Source organism: Desulfosporosinus fructosivorans, from assembly GCF_004766045.1.
GTDB lineage: Bacteria > Bacillota > Desulfitobacteriia > Desulfitobacteriales > Desulfitobacteriaceae > Desulfosporosinus > Desulfosporosinus fructosivorans.
This window is the reverse complement of the sequence record NZ_SPQQ01000003.1, coordinates 170748-190315: the sequence shown is the minus strand read 5'-3', so window position 1 is coordinate 190315 and position 19568 is coordinate 170748. Positions and strand designations below refer to the sequence as shown.

Here is a 19568-nt window from a genome sequence, read left to right as displayed (position 1 = left end):
TGTCACAAATTTTGTCAATATTAATATTCCAAATCTTTTACATTTGACAGAAAAAAATATAAGTGTTAAAATCCAGCTGTCATTTCAAATGAAATGTGGATTGAAATTTATTCTAGTTATTAATGAAACATTCTGTCGGGTAGCCAATGGTACACATCATTGGCTGCCCGACGTTTTAGGCGAAGATTGCCACGCCGGATTCCGTATTGAACTCTAGTCCTGTTCCTTCATTGTACCTATTCATATCCCGCAGAATATAAATTCCGTCGTCAACAATTTCTATCAGTCCTGCTCCGTTCATCGCTTTGAACTCATTTTCATAAACATTAACGGAATACGGCTGTATCGCCCTTAAGATGCCCCTATACTTGTTGACATAGCGCAGCTTATGAATCAGCTCTTTAGCCTTCTCATCAAACCCAATAATAATCGGTACCGTATTTTCATCGATTAATTTAAACTGACCGGCAATTTGTTTGAAATTAAAATTAAAGTTACAGCCTTCCGCTCCGCTTTCCATTTCTTTAAATACACTATGTATATCAAGTCCTGCCTCACCTTCAAAGTCATATAATTCTTTAAAGTAGGTCTCTATGGCTTGAAGAGATAGAATGTCCTCAAATCTTGTCATAACGCTTTTTGCTACCTCAATCGGTCGTTTTATTGAACTGGGCATATTTTGGGTATATCTGCTTTCCGGTTCGAAAACATTGACGATGCCGACTTCAAGCTTGTTTTCCCTGTTACACCGACCTGCGGCTTGCACAATGGAATCAATTCCGGCCATTGCTCGGTAGACCACAGGAAAATCCACATCAACACCGGCCTCAATTAACTGGGTGGAGACCACTTTACAAGACAGCCCATCTTTTAATCTTCGTTTTATTTCCCCTAACACGTCGCTTCGATGTTTGGGACACATTCTCGTTGATAAATGAAAAACCCCTTCTTCCCGTAGCGCCGAGTATATTTCTCTGGCGTGTTTTTTGTTGTTGACGATGCATAACACCTGATTACATCTGTTCAGTTCCACTGCAATTTGCGTTGTTTCAATTTGTCCTCTGGGGATAACGTGGGTTCGTCTGAAGAATTCATATAAGTCTTCGGTATTTTCACATATTTCATCCACCGTTATTTTTTTCGGAAACCTGTCCTTTAAAGAGGGCTGGGTAGCACTGCATAATACGCAGGTTGAGCGATAATTCCTGACTAATTCGGCAATCGCCATCAGACAAGGTGTAAGGAATGGCGTGGGCAGCATTTGCGCTTCATCAAAAATGATTACGCTGTTTGTAATGTTATGAAGTTTTCTGCACCGAGAAGACTTATGGGCAAACAAGGATTCAAAAAACTGCACGTTCGTCGTTACAACAACCGGGATATCCCAGTTTTCCGAAGATAGCTTCAGTTTGTGCAAAATTAAATCTTCGTCATCCTTAAAATCAAAGTTCGAATGATGCTCTAAGACATTTTCTTGCCCCAATATATCTTTGAAAACTTTTCCCGTTTGTTCGATGATACTTGTGTAGGGAATCACATAAATAATTCGCTCCATATCGTGCTTCAGTACATGTTTCAGGGCAAATGCCAGAGAGGAAATGGTTTTACCCCCGCCGGTGGGAACAGTAAGAGTGTATAAACCTCTTTCTTCCTGTGCTTTTTCGAGACAACAATGAAGTATCTCAGCTCTTTTTTGATTGATTTCACGTTCCATATCCTTGAACGCATTTATATGCGTGTTTAGCTTCTCATTGAAAAATGGATAATCGTAATTCGCGCTTCGAGCCACTTTGCCTATGTTCATGAATCTTTCCGTGTCGAGGAAATCGGCATCCACCAGGCACGAATAAATCATTCTTACGAAAAAAGACAGTGAAAAACCGCCCTTATTTAAGGGTTTTATATTAGGCAGCCTTCCCGGTAAACATTCACGAATATTAATCTCATTTTTAAAATACGAGTAATCATGAAGCTGCTTTGCTCTCTTTAACCGTCCGCTTAATGTTGTTTCAATCGCAGTGTCACTTTTACTCCCACCGTCCGGGAGACCGCCATGATGACCGGCAATACAATAGGCCAGTAACTTCCCCAGCGAAACAAAGGCTTTGTTAATTTCAATCGCACCCGCAGTCGAATGATCTACCCTGGTGTTCGTGCTATTGATCACTTTATCTTGAAATTCCGTCGAATACTTTCCGATATCATGCATTAGCCCGCATGCGTAGGCATAATCGCCATTATGGAAGCTGTCGGCAAACTTCTTGGCCTGATTGGCGGTATTCTCTAAATGGGTTTTCAATCTTTGGGATTCCCAATCATTTTCTCTGCGACGCGCAATATGCATGATATCTGTTCTCCTTTTTTCAGCAGGGACAATAGTGCCACGCTTTTGAAGAGCATCGTTTTATAATTATAATAAGACAATTCCTTGCAAAAAGAACTTATATTAAATCTTGTGGTCTGTAAAATACACATTCCAGCTTTCTAAAATCCTTAACATTCCAAGTCAAGACCGGAATCCCTATTACCTTATTCACCTTTTAACTCCATCAATTTCTTTTTAAACTCTTTTGCCAGTTTTGCCCTGGCCAAATCAATAGGCTTCACCCGCATCAAGGTTTATTGTAAGCTTTAACGCTCCCATTTATCTGCTAACCATTCTCCTCCCACGCTCCATCAAGTAAATTCCACCTCAATCTTACCCATACCGAAAGTTGTATTACGCCCGATATGCAAAGTATGAGCGGCAAACAACTAGGGCACAAAGGGCGTCAATTCGCCTTTCACCTCCATGCTGCTAGTTAAACCGCTGAAATCCATTTTTTCACCTATCCAATTTGAATAACGTGTTATGAGTTTTAGCTCAAAATGATTTTAAATCACAGCCACTTGAGCTGAAAGGGCTTGAATACGAGCTGCCTCCAAGGAATCGACCCATCCACCGCATCGTTTTACAAGGCCCTCAAGCCGGTGGGTAATATTCCGGATAATATGCGAGGGGATCGCAATGCAAATCCTGTCCAACCGCCCCGCGCAGAGTAGAACCTAAATAGGTCGGCAATATGGATGTTTCTATAGATACCAATGATATTTTCATCGGCAGATATTTCAGAAAAAAGACAGCTTGCTGTTCCATGTTTGATACTCCTACGACCAAGTTATAAACAAACTCCTCGGTCAAATTCATTGACTTCGTAAACTTCTCTAAGCTTCGAGTTAATTCCTGCATATTCGCTTTGAAACTTTCTACTACTCTGCAAATGCCGCATGAACCTAAGATGAAAGAGAGCCACACGTTCAATGGGATGTAACTCATGTTTCACCTTATCGTAGTCAGCAAGATGCTGTTCCATCTGAATCGGTATTTCCCAAAGCTGTGGCGGGTGTGAACTGCACTTATAATGCGAACAGGTACAAAGCAATAAACGCCCTTGTCCATCAGCACGATTCTATGAATATCCATAATGATCTTTTCAGAGTAGAATTTTCTCTTTCAGCAATTCTTCTACGCAGAAATAAGCATCTTTGTGCCCAATAACCTCAATGTGATCCTTAAGCAGTTTTTCAGCGATTGTAATACCTTCATTAAGAACCAAGGCTGTTTCCTGCAAGGTAAGAGTATTACCTTCAATGGCATTGGAGCTGAAATGGTCCGAACAGGCAGCCCGTTTTTAATTTCAATCCACGCTTCCATACCAGGAGCGAGGATGAGCGTTCCCATAACAGCAATATTTAAAGAAATTTCAATCCACACTTCCCTGTGGGAAGCGACCGACGGTAAGTGGATTGCTGAGGTTCCAGAATCATTTCAATCCACGCTTCCCTGTGGGAAGCGACAAAGTCAAAGCACTACGAAAAGATGATGAAGCGGAATTTCAATCCACGCTTCCCTGTGGGAAGCGACATGGGTCATTGAGTTCGAGAGGGTGGAGCGGCCATATTTCAATCCACGCTTCCCTGTGGGAAGCGACGGGAGGTTATGCAACTCATCGGAAAGGGACAGGGATTTCAATCCACGCTTCCCTGTGGGAAGCGACGAAATAAGGATGTGTGGCAGCCGATGGAAATCGGAATTTCAATCCACGCTTCCCTGTGGGAAGCGACGGACTGGCATAACCACCGCTGTGGCTCCTGTATTGATTTCAATCCACGCTTCCCTGTGGGAAGCGACTGGTGTGCACACTTTGGCTTTCCGTTTGGGTTATAATTTCAATCCACGCTTCCCTGTGGGAAGCGACAACGATGCGCTTGAACTTACGCAGATATTGACAATATTTCAATCCACGCTTCCCTGTGGGAAGCGACAAGGTTGGCTATGGCGATCTAATTAAACCAGACGATTTCAATCCACGCTTCCCTGTGGGAAGCGACATATCTCCAAAGCGCGCAAGGAGTTCTGTATCTTATTTCAATCCACGCTTCCCTGTGGGAAGCGACGTTAAACATTCCGAGGAAACGAAACAAAAGATTTCAATTTCAATCCACGCTTCCCTGTGGGAAGCGACATAGCCACAACGAAGCCTTGGAAATAGCCTTAGAGAATATTTCAATCCACGCTTCCCTGTGGGAAGCGACCTAGTTGTAGGGGTTGAGTCCTCGTTATAGCAGTAATTTCAATCCACGCTTCCCTGTGGGAAGCGACGGCAATAGCATACTCTCAAGCAGAGGAACGAGATATTTCAATCCACGCTTCCCTGTGGGAAGCGACAGAAGCGCAACGAAAACAAGTCAAATCCTTAAATATTTCAATCCACGCTTCCCTGTGGGAAGCGACAAGATTGGAAAACGGATATAGCGCAAGGATTTAAGATTTCAATCCACGCTTCCCTGTGGGAAGCGACTTGCGACAATAATATGATCTCTAACAATATCTTTTTATTTCAATCCACGCTTCCCTGTGGGAAGCGACGGCGTCAACAAAAAGCGCAATAAATTTCATCCTTATATTTCAATCCACGCTTCCCTGTGGGAAGCGACTATTTACCGATGAGGAAAAGGCCAGGGCATTATCATTTCAATCCACGCTTCCCTGTGGGAAGCGACAGCAAAAAATAATAAATAAACCACTTCACTAAAGATTTCTGTTTAATTTCTCAAACTTTTCATCACAAACTACAATCGCAAATCCAATATTCTACCATATTTCAACAAAATCTTTATCATTTCGCGGTGCGAATCCCCCGGCAATTCTATGTTCACTACACATTCGCACTAGCACTAAATAATGATTGTATCCTCGTTTCCTTGTATGTATCTTCGCCATAAATGCTTGCAAAACCTTGTTCCTTAGTAGTTTTTTTCAAGGAAAGCTGCTCCATCCGTTTTCTGCAAATCAGCATTCTGTTTTATGTTTTTCGTTCTATAGAATGAAGCGTCCCCTTATATCCCCCGATTATCGCCACTTGCGAATCGAAGTTATTTCTCCGGCGGTACAAATTCCAGCAGATCGCTAATGTCACAATCAAGCACTGTACATATCCGGGCCAGAACATCAATGTCCAATCTGCTTATACTGTTATTACAATAATTGTTGATTTGAGAACGCTGCATTTCTGCCCTGTGGCTCAACTTGTTTTTGCTGATACCTTCTTTTTTAATCAGTTCATCCAGCTTTATTTTGATTGTTCCGTATTCCATCAGAACCCCTCCTTGTCCGTTAGAAATCCGCATCATTGACATATATAGTATGCCCTTAGTAGAATCAACATATAAGCTCTAACATGTCTTGTTAGACTTGTTACACACTAACGAAAGGGAGAGAATAAAATGGATACTGCGAAAGCCAAAGAAGCTCTGCAAAAACTTGCCAAGCAGAAGGGCGTAAGCGAAGAAACCCTGCACCATGACATTAAAATTGCCATAACGGAAGCCATTAAAAGTCCTGAACCACAGGCCCAAACGTTTTGGAAGTCCATCCCCCACAAGGGGGAACAGCCAACGCCGGAGGAAGTCATTGCGTACATAGTGAATATGGTAAAGGATTAACGTAATAAACATCGGGTAAAATTGGCCCAAATGTTTTCAGGCAAAGGTATTTGGGCCGAGAAGTTGGCAGCAGAGGACCCTCCTCCATCAAAAACAGCGAGGGAACCGGGTACCACACAGATTTGGGAGCGGCGGATTGCGCTCAACGGTTTCCGTTATTCGATCACTGTCGCCGCCGTTATTATGGCCATTGCCTTCCTTTTTCCTCGGCATTGCGCCGAAGGGGCAGCCAGTAAACTCAGTTTTAGAACTAAAAATTGCCCTTGGACTGCTGAGTTCAGTCCAAGGGCAATATGGCTTCTATGGTTAATTCATTATTTTCCTGATTTCCTCTTCACTCAGTCCTGTAGCCTTTATAATCATATCGATTCCCATACCTAGTCTCAGCAAATTTTCAGCCACTTCCAGCTTACCCTTCTCCATGCCCTTTTCTATGCCTTTTTCTATACCTTTTGCCATGCCTTTTTCCATGCCTTCTGTGATTAGCTTTTCCGCAATAGTCATAACGACTTCACTCCTTTCTAAAGAAATCTCTTTAGCTAGCTCGTAGACCGTCTGAAATTCCAAATCATTTCTGGCACTCATGATGTAGCGAATAAAAGTCTCGAAGTATTCCAGCCCATTACCTTGGTTCTCCAGCTGATTAAAAGCCATGATAGATTCTTCTAAAGTCTTCAGAAATACCGTGTAGTCCTGTTCAAAGATGTCTCTTAACAACTTTAAAAATATCTGAAGCTTAACGCTCCCTTTGATGTCCGCATTACTATAGCGGGAGATATTATACAGCAGGTAGGAAAAATTCGGAAGGCAGCTGGCAACGGCAAGAGGAAGCTGATCATAGTCTTCGATTAGGCCTGAGAGTTTCACCGGACTGTTCCAGCGTGCTTTGCCGTGATAGACCACCAGAGGGATGATTACTGGCAGTTTGGCCGCGGGTTGGTCCGTCGTTTTTTGTTCCCAGATGTTCAGCATGTATTTCAACAATTGGAGGGCTATTTTGGGAGAGGGGTAGCTTTTATGCTCAAAAAGAAGGTAAAGATATCCCTCTTTATGATTGATTTTAGTTTGGAATAGCAGATCGGAAAAGGTTTCTTCCAACTCTTTTTCAATAAAGCTGTCCTTTTGCAAAGCGATGGTCTCCAAGTCCATGAATTCCAGGAATTCCCGAGGCAGGTAGTTTTGCAAAAAATCCTGAGCCGTCTGAAGATCACTGAGGGTCTCTTTGAAAAATTTATCATGGGGTTTATGGATAAGACTCAATTCCCTCACTCCTTTTGACGGATAAAGAGGATACCTGCAAAATAATATCCGGAACCAACGACGCGCCACTAAGGTGTCAGCCATGGAGTTTTAATTATAATATATCATCTACTCCAGATTGATTTCAATCCACGCTCCCATGTATTTTCAAACTCTGGGGGATCAATCAGAGGCAGTGCATCGACTTCCTGACCAACAATGGCTAATTTTAATTTTCCTCCGCCTCTTCCCGTTCAGATATTATCCAGCACAACGAAGGCCTTAATCTCCTCACCTTTATAGGGCACTGGCAAAATCTTTGCCTTAATTCCAAAATATTCTTCAACTCTTTTTTCAGTAATGATCTCCTTCGTCCTACCGAACAAATACGAATTTTGTCCCAAGAGCAACGTAGTATGGGACATACGCAAAGCGTGTTCCGGGTAATGTGTATTCATGATACAAGATAGGCCGCGTTCCCTGACCAACCTCATAATTAGATTGATAATTATAAACTGATTCCTAAAATCGAGATGTGATTCCGGTTCATCGAGAACCAGTACCTTAGGTTCGCTCGCTAAAGCCCTTGCAATGAACACGAGTTGCAATTGCCCGCCGCTTAATTGAGTACACGACTTGTCCCGAATAGAAGTGATGCCGACTTCATCAATCGCCTGGTCCACAATTATTTTGTCTTTTTTAGAGGGCACCGAAAAAAGCCCAATATGCCTGGCCCGACCCATGATCACAAGTTCTCTGACTGTATAGGGAAAAGAGAGCCCATGCGCTTGCGGCACATAACCAATCGGAATTTGCTTTTGCGCTTCCCGCGAAGACCCCATAGACTGGCCATTGATCAAGGTCTGACCTTGCCGCCATTTCAGAATCCCCGTCACGCACTTTAGAATCGTCGTTTTGCCGATACCGTTCTGACCTAAGATGGTCATAATCTCTTTCTCGCCGAGAGTAAAGCTGATATCCTGTAATAGATTATCTGTTGTATATCCGTAATATCCATTCTTGACTTCAAGTATCATTGCCAATCGCCTTTCGATGTTTTAAATAGTATCGCAAAAAATGGCGCTCCCACAAGGGCTGTCAAGATACCGATCGGAATTTCTGCAGCCGTCGCCGTCCGCGCAATCATATCGACAATAATCATAAAGATTGCTCCAACAATACAAGAGGCAGGTAGCAAGTTCTTATGGTCTTCTCCCACAATCATGCGGCAGATATGCGGTATAACCAAACCTACCCAGCCGATGATGCCTGTAACTGTCACACAGGCAGCTGTAATAAAGGTAGCCATAGCAATAATGACCAGTCTTGTCCTCACAGGGTTTATTCCTAAAGAATAAGCCTCTTCATCCCCTAAAGAAAGGATATTAATTCGCCATCTAAGGAGTATCAACACAACAATGCCTAAGAGAATAGGAACTCCAACCAACTTCAAATTACTATAGGAGGAGTTGGCAAAACTCCCCATCAACCAATAAGTAATCGCAGGTAGCTTGTCGTAGGGGTCTGCAACGTATTTGATCAACGAGATTAAGGCGCTGAACACCGCAGATATAATCATGCCGGACAACACAAGCGATAAGGTAGACGATTCCCCGCGTAGCTTAGAAAGGGTATAGGTCATAAATACACTCATGATGCCAAAGACCAGCGCCAAGACCGTGGCCAGCTGATTAACGCCCGAAAGCAATATGCCAAAGGCCGCTCCAAACGCCGCGCCAGAGCTGACACCCAGCACATCGGGACTTACCAGGGGATTTTTAAAAACCCCCTGGAACGAAGCCCCTGCGACAGCCAGCCCAGCTCCGACTAAAGCGTTCAACAACGTCCTCGGCAAGCGGAGATTCCAGACCACAGAAACGGCTATGCTATCTTGTGCCTCGTCGCAGAATCCCGCGATTAATATTTTTCCGACTTCACCCGGAGCAATGAAATATCTGCCCCCGAACAATGATACAAAAAACGTCCCTGCCAAGATTAGCAGCATGGCAAACCACACAAACTTCAAGTTCTTTTGTTTACAAATCATACTGTATTTTCCTTGCCCTTCAATTTGAGAAGAAAGATAGTTTGGCTTATATTTTTAGATCAGGATTAAGTTGGCTGCTCAAGATCTGATCTAATTCTGGGTCAGTCAGTGTGTGATTGAAGTAGTTCTGATAAAAGGTTTTTAGATCTGCTCTCATGTCATAATCTGTGAACACATCTGGGTGAAAAACCTTACCTAGCCATTTGATCATCAAAGGTGTTTCTACACACGGCGCATCCCAGCGATAAATCCCCATAGGGGCTTTATACACTCTTTTATTTTTTACAGCCTCGATTTTACTCCAATCTTGTCCTGATAACTTGTTCTTATATAAATCTTCGGATAATATTTCGGAGAAATTGCTGAGGATAATGACTTCCGGGTTCCAAGCTATCACTTGTTCCATGGTTACTTTCTTCCAGCTGTCTCCTGTCACTTCATCGGCCACGTTCACTCCACCCGCATTATTGATCATGATTTTGTTCACAGATTCGCCGGTGGCTACTTGCAGTTGCTCATCTCTCAGATACAGGGTCTTAGGTTTGTTTTTGCCCGCAAGTGTGCTCTCCTTGGACTTTAGATAGCTGTTGGTATCCTGTTGGTACTTGATAAGTGCAGCTGCCCGCTCTTGCTGGTTCAGTATCTCACCGACCAACTTGATGCCGTTTTGCACATCCTCAAGGGTACCATATTTGATCGCCACAGAAGGGATACCAAGTTCTGCAAGCTTCTTGCCAATTTCCGGCTGATAATCCCAGATAACTACCAAATCGGGCTTCAGCTTGGCTACTTCTTCATAATTGATGTTGAAGTTATTATCGACAAACGTCGAATTGGCGTTGGCTATTTCAGGAGCCATGACCTTTAAAATGTTTTTTTGGTAGGCCTTCATGGCAGACGGATGCATACCCACAATCTTTTTGCCTGATCCATCAACTGCATAAACAATCGTTGCCCAAGGGATGGGCACAACGGCAATTTTCTCCACATTGGCCTTGATCTTTACTTTATTCCCCAAAAGATCTGTGACAATTTTAGTTTCAGACGGTTTCTCGGCGATCGGTTTCCCTTCATCTCCACTAGATTGACAACCCGCAAGGCTTAACATAAAAACAATAACTAGCAAAAGCGATAAAAAGCGCCTTGATTTTTTACAGTGCTCCATCATAAAAATTCCTCCTCTATTATAGTCATCAAAAATTTATAGGCCGATAAAACTGGCTAAATAGTCATACCCACTTCTTCCGATAAACGCGTAATCTTCACCGCTATACATAGGACCACTCAACCCTACATGGGGAATGGGCACGTACCGGACACTGCCTTTGCCTAGCAGACTCTGATAAAGTGGGTCTCCGACAATGATATCCGGCTGAATTCTATTGAGCCACTCTGCCAGTGCTTCTTCGCCTTCAAACAAATGAACATCGGAAAGTGCCTTTTCCAGATATACTTTCTTCATTCGTCTATCCATTTTCATCAAGCTGGTTGGTTTAACATAGTCAAGCCCAAAGTCGTTACGCAGACAAGAGGCCATGCAGGAAGCAAAGAGCGGTTCGCCTATCACGACAGCTCTTTGTCCAGACTTTGCCTTACTAGTTGGAGCATAACGATGCTTGCTTGCATAGCCCAGAGGAATATCGATTATCTCCGCCAGATCCTTAAACAGCTGCTGCATGCCCCACAAACCCACTGGCACATTCATTACATAGGGCATCTCGTATTCTTTTTGCATATATTGAGCAAACCCTACACCCTCATGTGACACGACAAGGTTCAAAGCTGCAGAGGACATGCTCTTAAAGGTTTCCATGTCTATTTTCTCTACTGGTGAACAATTGATGATCAGACCGAATTCCTCCAGTTCGTCAATGAGTCCGGTTAGATGTGTTTCCTTGCCCAGACTTAGGGGCGTATACCCGATAATATTCACTTGATTAATCTTCTTTTCCCTCCTTTCCAGGAAACGCTTACCCAAGGTTAACAGCGTATGGTAAACCCCGGAGTAATAGGTCTCAAACCCCTCCGTAGGAAGTGCCAAAACAGTCAAGCCTGTCCGCTTGCACAGTCTATCCGCCATGGCCCCGATATCGACCCCCGTCAACGCTGGAACTGGCGTACCCATAATTGCCATGAATTCAGCCTGCTGATTTTGCGCCCAGAGCCTTTCTGCCTGAAATAGGAATTCCTCTTCTGCGCCCATGACGGCTTCCATCTCCCCCAGCTTAGAACTGAAGAACAAGGTCTGGCGCAAATCTCTGATCTCATCACATTCGATGACTGCGCTACTACACCCGCCGGGCGAGTATAGCAGGTTAAGTGAAGGTAGAGCAAAGAGAACAGAACAGGCACCAGAATAGTCACTAGCCAACGAAGGCAGGCGGTTCAAAAATCTGCTCATTGCAGGCCCTCCAAAATTTTCATAATCCCCTCATATCCGAATTGATAGTCGGAACTCACCAATAGTTCTTTGGCTTTCAGACAATAAAACGCTGCTTTTTTACCAAGCGCGATATTTATTCCTTCAAACTCACCCAGCTGAGTTTCAACTGTGATGTTGGAAACCAAATAAACTTCCGCCTGACTCCCCATGGTGGAGAGCATAGGAATATACGTCATATCTGCTTCGTTGACTTTTTCGACAAATATTGCAGAAACAAGGAGTCCCATCAACTCCAGCGCATAAGCCAACTCGAAAGACCTAGACCCAATCCCAACCGCAATTCGTTTACCAGCCAACGCCCCAGCCACTTCTGCCCTAACTCGGTGGTACTCTTTAGCATCCTGGCTATAATCCCAGGTGACCTGCAACCCCTCCATCAATGCCGCATAATTATGCTTAATCTCTTTCATATTGTAGCGGGCGGGTAAGTAGATGAAAGGGGTGTCCCATTTTTCCTGCATGCGCACCGCTAAATCATAACCGAAGGGATCCAAGGCGATGTTCAACGTTCCATTAGCCAGGTCCTCAAATTCTTCGTAGGAGTTCAACGCGGCAAATTCTCGTATTTTCTCAGTAGGATAGGTCTTCAGTATTTGTCTCAGCCCAGAATCCTTAGGCAGTTTCCCTGCATCGCCTAACAAATTAATATGGCCTCTCCTCTCTTGTAGGACACTCCTTTGCAGCAAATCGATAAAAATATTAGCTAGTCGTTCTTTAGGAAGTGTCCTTCTCCTGGAAAGTGGCCCCCGCTCAAATACCCTTATCGATATCCCATATTGTTTTTCGATTCGTTTAGTTATGCTCACAAACTCAGTACCTGTCAGAATATCGGCACAAGTAATATAAACGATGATCGCTTTTGACCGTCGCGAACTCACAAGGCCTTCTAGCTCCTCCTCCAAGGTTTTCAGATGATTCCCGGTAGTAAACTCTTTGCTGGAGACCGGAAACAGAAATAACCTTTCGTCTAAACCCTTTTGGGCGGCCCTGAAATATAACACTCTGGAGCAGGATGAGGGACCTACTGCCACGACATCGATGCCCGGCACACATAAGGCCAAATTGACCAGTTCCCCACAATCATCATCTTCTATACCCCTATCAAAGAAACTATTGAGTGGCATTTTGTCTGAGATATCCGCTAGCTTAATCTTTCCTTCTCCGCTACTCGTTTTGATATATCCCGTGCAAGACAATTCTATTTCCTCCAATTTCCGCGACCCGTCTCTCATCCTTTTCGCAATTCCAGATCGAGCACGTAGTGACTAAGTTTCTCCAGTTCATCATCTTCAAGCGCTTTTACTGGCCTATAAACCTGATCCTCAGTGATAACGCCCGCCAAATCTTTGAAGAAACAAGCTACCTCTGAATCCGGGAACTTTTCTAAAACCGTTTTACCTTCGAGTTCCGCAAGAGCAATTTCCCGACTGAAAGGGACTTCAGCCACTACCCGCGTATGCGTTAAATAGGCAAACTGCTCAACGGCTACCCTACTCGACTCGGGATTTCTGCAGTTGTGAACTAATCCCCCCAGAATCACTGGCCTTGTCTCCTGGCTTCTACTGATCGCCTTCATGATATTGTTAGCCGCGTAGACTGACATAAATTCCGAGGAGGTTACAATATAAATGGTATCGGCATACCCTTCCCGCATGGGAACCGAAAAGCCGCCGCATACGACATCCCCTAGAACATCATAAATAACAGTGTCCCAGGCTTCATCCCATAATTCCAGATACTTCAATTCCTCCATCATGGTGATGATCCCCCTTCCAGCACACCCAATACCAGCTTCGGGGCCTCCCGCTTCAATGCAGTTAACACCACCAAAACCGGGAAATACAATGTCCTGCCGAGAAATACCAAGCTGTTTGGCCTGCAATTGTTGCAAGACCGTGGGAACTTTACGCCCTACGAGACATCTTGTGGAATCCGCCTTAGGATCGCACCCAATATGCAATGTCTTAAGCCCCTGCATTGCCAACGCTACCGAAATATTGGCCGCCACGGTCGATTTTCCGATGCCTCCTTTTCCATAAAACGCTATCTTCAGGCAGTCAGGCTCTTTTTGTAGCTTCATATTAATTTCCTCACAATCCCATAAGACTACATACATTGTCGATTACAGCATCTATTTCTTATAATAATTGGCAAATAGCTCTTTCAATTAGCATACTAAATTTGCGCAGCATCAATATCTTTTGTGCTAAGAGGTCAGCTAATTGTGTTTGATTATTCAATGCAAACTGCCCTTATTTTTTGATGTGTTATCCTAGTATTTTGCATTTAGTTTCAGTCCCCATCAAAAAGCTCCAGTAGCTGTTTGGTATAAGAATGCCGGTTCGATGCAAAAAGTTCTTTCCCTTTGCAGACATCGACCATCTCTCCCTGCTGCATGACCATCAGCAGTTCGCTCATAAAGTGAACTGCACTGAGATCATGGGAAATGAAGAGATAGGACAGACCCAACTCTTCTTGAAGGTCTTTCAGAAGGTTCAGCACCCTAGCCTGAATCGATACGTCCAGACTGGCAGTTGGCTCATCCAGTACGATCAGGGAAGGCTCCACACTGATTGCCCTGGCGATAGCGGCCCGCTGCTTTTGACCACCGCTAAGTTCACTAGGATAACGGGCCAGGTAGCTCGCAGGCAAGTGAACTTTTTCCAGCAATTTACTCGCAATTTCCCACTCACTCGTACTTAAGCTGTCTAGAAAGCTCGGACAACCTTTATTCTGGCAGCGAATTGGTTCCAAAAGAGAATCCATAATCGTCAGTTTACTATTAAAAGAACCTGACGGATTTTGAAAAACCACCTGCATTTCTCGGCGGGCCTGGCGAAGCTGGGAAGTAGTCAACTCATGCAGAGGGCGACCGTTCAGCCAAATCTCCCCTTTGTCTATCCGTTCCAAGGTCAGCAGGCAACGGGCCAGCGTGCTTTTGCCACTACCACTTTCGCCGACCAGCCCTAGGCATTCTCCCCGCCGAATGGTGAAGGAAATCCCTTTGACCGCCGGATGGCCACCATGATAAGTTTTCCAGATGTTTTTCAGCCGCAACACCTCCGGCTGCTCCAGCTTAGGCATTTGAAGTAGTTGCATAGAGAGTACCCTCTTCCAATGGTTCTTGACCTAAAATAGGCAGACGCCGGGGCGGATTGTAAAGCGGCGGCACCGAAGCCAACAGATTTTGGGTATAGACTTCGCGCGGATTTTTGAAAACTTCCTGTTTGGGCCCAGCTTCGATGATGGAACCGTTCTGCATGATGGCCACCCGGTCTGCATAGCGACGGACACACCGCAAGTCATGGGTAATGAATAACACTGCACACCCTTTTTCATTTTTCAATCGGGCAAGCAGGGTCAGCACCGTATTGGCACTCATCGCATCAAGAGCACTGGTCGGCTCATCCGCAATCAGAAGTTTGGGCTCCATCATCATCGCCAGAGTCAAAGCGGCTCGCTGAAGCTGCCCACCACTCAATTGGAACGGATAACGCCGGTAGACTTCCGCCCCTTCCAGCCCGACTTCATTGAGAGCTTCCCACGCTTTTGTCTGTCTTTTTCCCTTGCTCCAGTCGGTATGGGCCTGCATAACTTCATCCATCTGCCTCCCTAACCTGAAGTAAGGAGTAAAGGCGCTCTGATAATCCTGAAAGACATAAGCAATCTCCGTGCCACGAATTTTTCTCAATTCCCATTCAGAAAGCTTGCTTAAATCTTTGCCCAACAGCTGAATCTCCTGCACTTCCCTCCGCAGTCCGTTTGGCAGAAGGGCTGACAACGCAAAGGCGCTAATGCTCTTACCACTGCCACTTTCACCGATCAAGGCAAACCATTCACCCGCATGAATAGAGAAATTAAGGCCATGAACCAAAGAACGGTTATCGGGAGTGAAGATTTTCAAATCACGGACTTTCAACAATTCCATGGTGATCCTCCTTCTGACGATCTGAACCAAATTTTTCCACCAATTGATTACCCAAGCTATTCATCACAAATACCACTAAAAAGATCGCTACCCCAGGTACGATCATCAAGTAGGAAGACCGTGAGAAAAAAGCCCGACCCTCGTTCAGCATAGATCCCCATTCCGAAGTAGGTGGCTGGACCCCAAGGCCGATATAGGAGAGGGAGGCTACCAACAGAATTACTTTGCCGACATCAAGCGTCGCCAGGGCCAATACCGGCCCAAGTACATGCGGAATCAAATGTCGCCGGAGAGTGCTGAAACTACCGGCGCCACTAATCTTTGCGACCAGCAGATAGTCTTTGGACTTTTCCTGAAAAGCTACACTGCGCACCAATCGGGCATAGCCGACCCATTTCACAATGAGAATAGCGAACAACAGGTTAAAGAAACCCGCACCCAAAAGGCCGCTAATAACAATAGCGACGATGTATTCCGGAAAGGCCATGAACCCATCCACCAAGCGCATGAGCACCCAGTCTACTCGCCCCCCCAAATAACCGGCAAATAGACCGATCGGCACTCCGATCAGAATCGCCAAAGCCAAAGCCAGTAAACTAATTCCCACAGTAGTCTGACCTCCTGTCAGAATACGAGAAAGCTGATCCCTGCCCAATTGGTCAGTTCCCAGCCAATTTTCCGAGTTCGGTGGTTGAAGGCGGTTGGAGAGATCAACCAAATTAGGATCCATCGGAGCCAACCAGGGCCCGAACAGAATGATCAGCAGAATAATAACCGTCAGCCAAAGGCCCCAAGAAAGATTCCGCATCATCGGCGTTCAGCCTCCTTCAAGGAAATTGCCGGATTCAGATAGCGGTAGGATAAATCGACTGCTAGGTTAATCAGGAAGATCAAAATACCAATCGCTAACACAAACCCTTGAACAATGGCATAATCTCGACGGGTGATCGCTTCAATCGCCAACTTGCCCACGCCAGGTATTCCGAAAATCACTTCGACCACGACAGAGCCACCTAGCAAGCTTCCTAGGCTGACTCCCAAAATCGTCACTACTGGAATCAGGCTACCTTTTAAAATATGCCGGGTAAAAATCCGCTTTTCGGAAATTCCCCGGGAGCGGGCCGCCCAGATGAACTCCTGGCGAGCACACTCGATCAAGCTATTGCGAAAAATTTTCACAAACGGCGGTGCGATAGCAATTGCCAAAGTGAGAGCCGGCAAAATCAACCCCTTCCCGCTGTCCATTCCCACAGCAGGCAGCAAATGAAGACGAACAGCAAATAAATCGATCAACAACAAACCTAGCCAAAACGTTGGAATTGAAGCCCCGATAAGACAAAATCCGGTGCTGAACTTATCCACCCAGCTCTCAGCATAGCGGGCTGCCAAAGACCCAAAAATAGCAACCAAAACCACAGTCAGTCCCAATGAAGTGCCCGCCAGCAAAAAGGTTGCAGGAAAAGCGTGGGCCAGCTCAGATATTACAGAGCGTCCTGTCATAACTGATTCTCCTAGATCGAGGTGTAGCAGATTGTTCATATAGTGAAAATACTTCTGGTAGATTGGATCATTCAGGCCCATTTCCTGACGCAAAGCTTCCACTTGCTCGACCGTCACCGCTACAGTATCAATCCGGAGGAGCGACAGCGCCGCATCCCCCGGTGCCACTTGAACAATACCAAAGCTAACCAGCGAAATGATCCATAAGAAAAGAATCGCTTCACCCAACCGACGGAACAGCCACCCTTTACTCAGAAACCACGTCCAAATCCTTTGTAACCATTTGGAACTCAAATTCATTTGACGGAGTCACCCAACCTTTCACGTTTTTCCGGTAAGCAGCAGTTTCATAGGGCGAAGCAATATAGGCATTATAGGCCCGGTCTTCAATTATAGTGGCAATTGTTTTAGCCATTTGATCTCGTTCTTCTTTAGCGATGGTTTGATTGTAAATATTTATCAATGTCTCAAGTTCCGGCACCTTCAGGCGGCCATGATTTTGCATTCCATTAGACAAGAAAGCACCATTCAGGAAGTAAGCACCATCCCCTCTGGTAGTTGTGAGCAGCGAATAGGTTACCAAATCCCAGTTGCCTTGCGGCAGATATTCATCAATATTTTCAGCCACCTGGATTTCCATTTCGATTCCCACTTGTTTGGCTGAAGCCTGAACAATTTGGGCAATCTGCGGCAATTCGGGACGAGCTATATAAGTAGCCATCCGCAGTTTAATAGGCTGACCGTTTCTAAGAACCTTACCATCCTGTACAGTCATACCAGCCGCCTGGAAATGTTTTAGCGCGTCTTCTGTACTATAGACGTGCGTTTTTGGATCAGGCGAAAACGGATTATTGCCAGGGAACGGATTATAAGCTACGACAGCCTCTTTATTCATAACCTTATCCACAATTTCCTGACGATTGATCAGAGCATCCATCCCCATACGGAATTCCTCATTACTCCATAAGTCCTGATTTTTACCAGCATAATTGTAAAGCAAATGATAAACCCGTTTTCCCGGGTAACTTTCCACTGTAACCTTGTTATCTTCGCGCAAGGTTTGTAAAGTATCTAGCCCCGGACGATAAATAATATCTGCATCTCCTGATTGCAGCGCCAACATCCGAGCATTTGCATCATCGTTAAAGGTCATGGAAACCCGATCCAGCTTAGCAACACCATTCCAATATTCAGGGAATTTTACCAACTCAGCGCTTTTGGCAATATCGAAACTTTCGAACATAAAAGCACCAGTTCCGATAGGCGGCTTATCTTCCGAAGCAGTCACATCCATAATAACCGTATTAAAATGGACTAATTCCGATGGAAGAGCCGGATAGGGAGTTTCGGTAGTGATTTTCAGGGTATTGTCAGCCACTTCGATAGAAGCGATCTTCAAAGACGCCTTTACTCCAGGATTCACTGAAATCGAGCGTTCCAGACTATCCTTAACCACTAGCGGAGTCATATCTTTCCCATTGTGAAATTTGACTCCTGTACGAATCTTGAACTCCCAATGCTGACCATCGTCGGACTTCCAGCTCTCCGCCAGCCAAGGATAAAGTTGGGTTGTTTTGGGATCCAGTCCAACCAGAGTTTCCATGGTCCCAGAGTTCAATATAAAACTAAAATGACTCCTCTGAGGATCCATCGTATTGGCAGGCCAAACTGTGATAAAACTGAGTCTTTTCTCCTTCGTGTTCTTACTGCTCGTCGTTTCAGAAGAACAGCCAGTCCCCGCTGCCATCAAACAAACGATCAGTCCGATAATCACCCCTAGATAAGAACGCTTTTTCATCTTTCTCCACCTTTCTCTATATGTATTATTGCTTCTTATTTTAGCGGTTCAGGCAGTTCGAGACTCCTGCCTTAGACCGAATAAAGCACTTATCTTTAGCTTACTGTTTTTAGACCGCAGACTTGTAGAAAACGTCCCATCATCGCTGTATCTAGCACTCCTAATTAACGGCAAGAAAACAACGTCAATGCAGATAATAATTCCAAGGGGTTAGGAATCACAAAGTTTTTCCACATCGGTCCTAGGCTGATTCCTCGAGCAATAGCCATGCTCTGACGCTGTCTGCTATGTTCATGAGGATAGCGCTAAATGTTCCTATTTGGAAAAGTCAGTGACGAAAGTCTCCAGTAACAACTTTCGTCACTGAAGGGTACCACTCTCACTTTAAAAGTGGGATTTTCGCCATCGAAGAAAAAATAAAGAGACAACCACACATTACTAATCATTACGATAGTAATGTGTGGTTGTCTCGGACCTACGTTCTCCTCCGCTTTCAAGTCACATTCGCATTTTTGAAAGCAGATCCCGCTTGAACAAGACTTTTACCTAAAAGGTCAATCTCCCTCGGGAAATTATTTATGGACACTTTAATTTAAGAAGCAATTAAATAAAGCCCTCCAAAAGCTGA

General features: G+C 44.7%; 16 protein-coding genes and 1 CRISPR repeat array. Of the genes, 1 reads left to right on the top strand and 15 read right to left on the bottom strand.

Going from position 1 to position 19568, the window contains the following annotated elements; genetic code table 11:
• Positions 1-175: 175 nt before the first annotated feature.
• From cas3 to E4K67_RS08945, 3 genes are all read right to left on the bottom strand, one after another.
• Positions 176-2344: a CRISPR-associated helicase Cas3' gene (gene cas3 / locus E4K67_RS08960; protein ID WP_135546085.1), complete on the bottom strand. Its 2169-nt coding sequence runs from the start codon at positions 2342-2344 to the stop codon at positions 176-178.
• Between the two features lie 618 nt (positions 2345-2962).
• Complete coding sequence (locus E4K67_RS08950; protein ID WP_206752186.1) at positions 2963-3301, bottom strand: hypothetical protein; 339 nt, start codon at positions 3299-3301, stop codon at positions 2963-2965.
• A gap of 439 nt (positions 3302-3740) precedes the next feature.
• A CRISPR array of direct repeats spans positions 3741-5043; the repeat unit is 32 nt; unit sequence ATTTCAATCCACGCTTCCCTGTGGGAAGCGAC.
• A 372-nt stretch (positions 5044-5415) separates the two neighbouring features.
• A complete protein-coding gene (locus E4K67_RS08945; RefSeq protein WP_135546083.1) occupies positions 5416-5637 on the bottom strand; it encodes a helix-turn-helix domain-containing protein in 222 nt (73 codons plus the stop codon).
• Positions 5638-5766: 129 nt separating this feature from the next.
• On the opposite strand from E4K67_RS08945, the gene E4K67_RS08940 reads away from it, so the two are divergent.
• Positions 5767-5985, top strand: coding sequence for a hypothetical protein (locus E4K67_RS08940; protein ID WP_135546082.1), 219 nt, complete (start codon positions 5767-5769; stop codon positions 5983-5985).
• Between the two features lie 306 nt (positions 5986-6291).
• Here the strand turns inward: E4K67_RS08940 and E4K67_RS08935 are convergent, their stop codons facing one another.
• The 12 genes from E4K67_RS08935 to E4K67_RS08880 all read right to left on the bottom strand — a co-directional run bounded on the left by E4K67_RS08935 (position 6292) and on the right by E4K67_RS08880 (position 18940).
• Complete coding sequence (locus tag E4K67_RS08935) at positions 6292-7254, bottom strand: Rpn family recombination-promoting nuclease/putative transposase (protein ID WP_338031852.1); 963 nt, start codon at positions 7252-7254, stop codon at positions 6292-6294.
• 224 nt (positions 7255-7478) lie between these two features.
• Positions 7479-8261 carry an ABC transporter ATP-binding protein gene (locus tag E4K67_RS08930; RefSeq protein ID WP_135546080.1) on the bottom strand — a complete coding sequence of 261 codons (783 nt, stop codon included), beginning with the start codon at positions 8259-8261 and terminating at the stop codon, positions 7479-7481.
• The gene (locus tag E4K67_RS08925) at positions 8258-9271 is read right to left on the bottom strand and encodes a FecCD family ABC transporter permease (RefSeq protein ID WP_135546079.1); all 1014 of its coding nucleotides are present in this window, start codon (positions 9269-9271) and stop codon (positions 8258-8260) included. The genes E4K67_RS08930 and E4K67_RS08925 overlap by 4 nt, the downstream gene beginning before the upstream one ends.
• A 46-nt stretch (positions 9272-9317) precedes the next feature.
• Positions 9318-10439 carry an ABC transporter substrate-binding protein gene (locus E4K67_RS08920; RefSeq protein WP_199242499.1) on the bottom strand — a complete coding sequence of 374 codons (1122 nt, stop codon included), beginning with the start codon at positions 10437-10439 and terminating at the stop codon, positions 9318-9320.
• A gap of 33 nt (positions 10440-10472) precedes the next feature.
• Complete coding sequence (locus E4K67_RS08915; protein WP_135546078.1) at positions 10473-11672, bottom strand: nitrogenase component 1; 1200 nt, start codon at positions 11670-11672, stop codon at positions 10473-10475.
• Positions 11669-12910: a nitrogenase component 1 gene (locus tag E4K67_RS08910; RefSeq protein ID WP_158408441.1), complete on the bottom strand. Its 1242-nt coding sequence runs from the start codon at positions 12908-12910 to the stop codon at positions 11669-11671. Before E4K67_RS08910 ends, E4K67_RS08915 begins: the two co-directional genes overlap by 4 nt.
• A gap of 32 nt (positions 12911-12942) precedes the next feature.
• A complete protein-coding gene (locus E4K67_RS08905) occupies positions 12943-13794 on the bottom strand; it encodes a nitrogenase iron protein NifH (protein ID WP_135546076.1) in 852 nt (283 codons plus the stop codon).
• A gap of 212 nt (positions 13795-14006) precedes the next feature.
• Positions 14007-14813, bottom strand: coding sequence for an ABC transporter ATP-binding protein (locus E4K67_RS08900; protein WP_135546075.1), 807 nt, complete (start codon positions 14811-14813; stop codon positions 14007-14009).
• The gene (locus E4K67_RS08895; protein ID WP_135546074.1) at positions 14791-15642 is read right to left on the bottom strand and encodes an ABC transporter ATP-binding protein; all 852 of its coding nucleotides are present in this window, start codon (positions 15640-15642) and stop codon (positions 14791-14793) included. The genes E4K67_RS08900 and E4K67_RS08895 overlap by 23 nt, the downstream gene beginning before the upstream one ends.
• Complete coding sequence (gene nikC, locus E4K67_RS08890) at positions 15620-16453, bottom strand: nickel transporter permease (RefSeq protein ID WP_135546073.1); 834 nt, start codon at positions 16451-16453, stop codon at positions 15620-15622. Before nikC ends, E4K67_RS08895 begins: the two co-directional genes overlap by 23 nt.
• Positions 16450-17442, bottom strand: coding sequence for a nickel ABC transporter permease (gene nikB, locus E4K67_RS08885; RefSeq protein ID WP_135546072.1), 993 nt, complete (start codon positions 17440-17442; stop codon positions 16450-16452). The genes nikC and nikB overlap by 4 nt, the downstream gene beginning before the upstream one ends.
• Positions 17390-18940 (bottom strand): ABC transporter substrate-binding protein, encoded by a 1551-nt coding sequence (locus E4K67_RS08880; RefSeq protein WP_135546071.1) that lies wholly within the window; start codon positions 18938-18940, stop codon positions 17390-17392. The genes nikB and E4K67_RS08880 overlap by 53 nt, the downstream gene beginning before the upstream one ends.
• Positions 18941-19568: the final 628 nt, after the last annotated feature.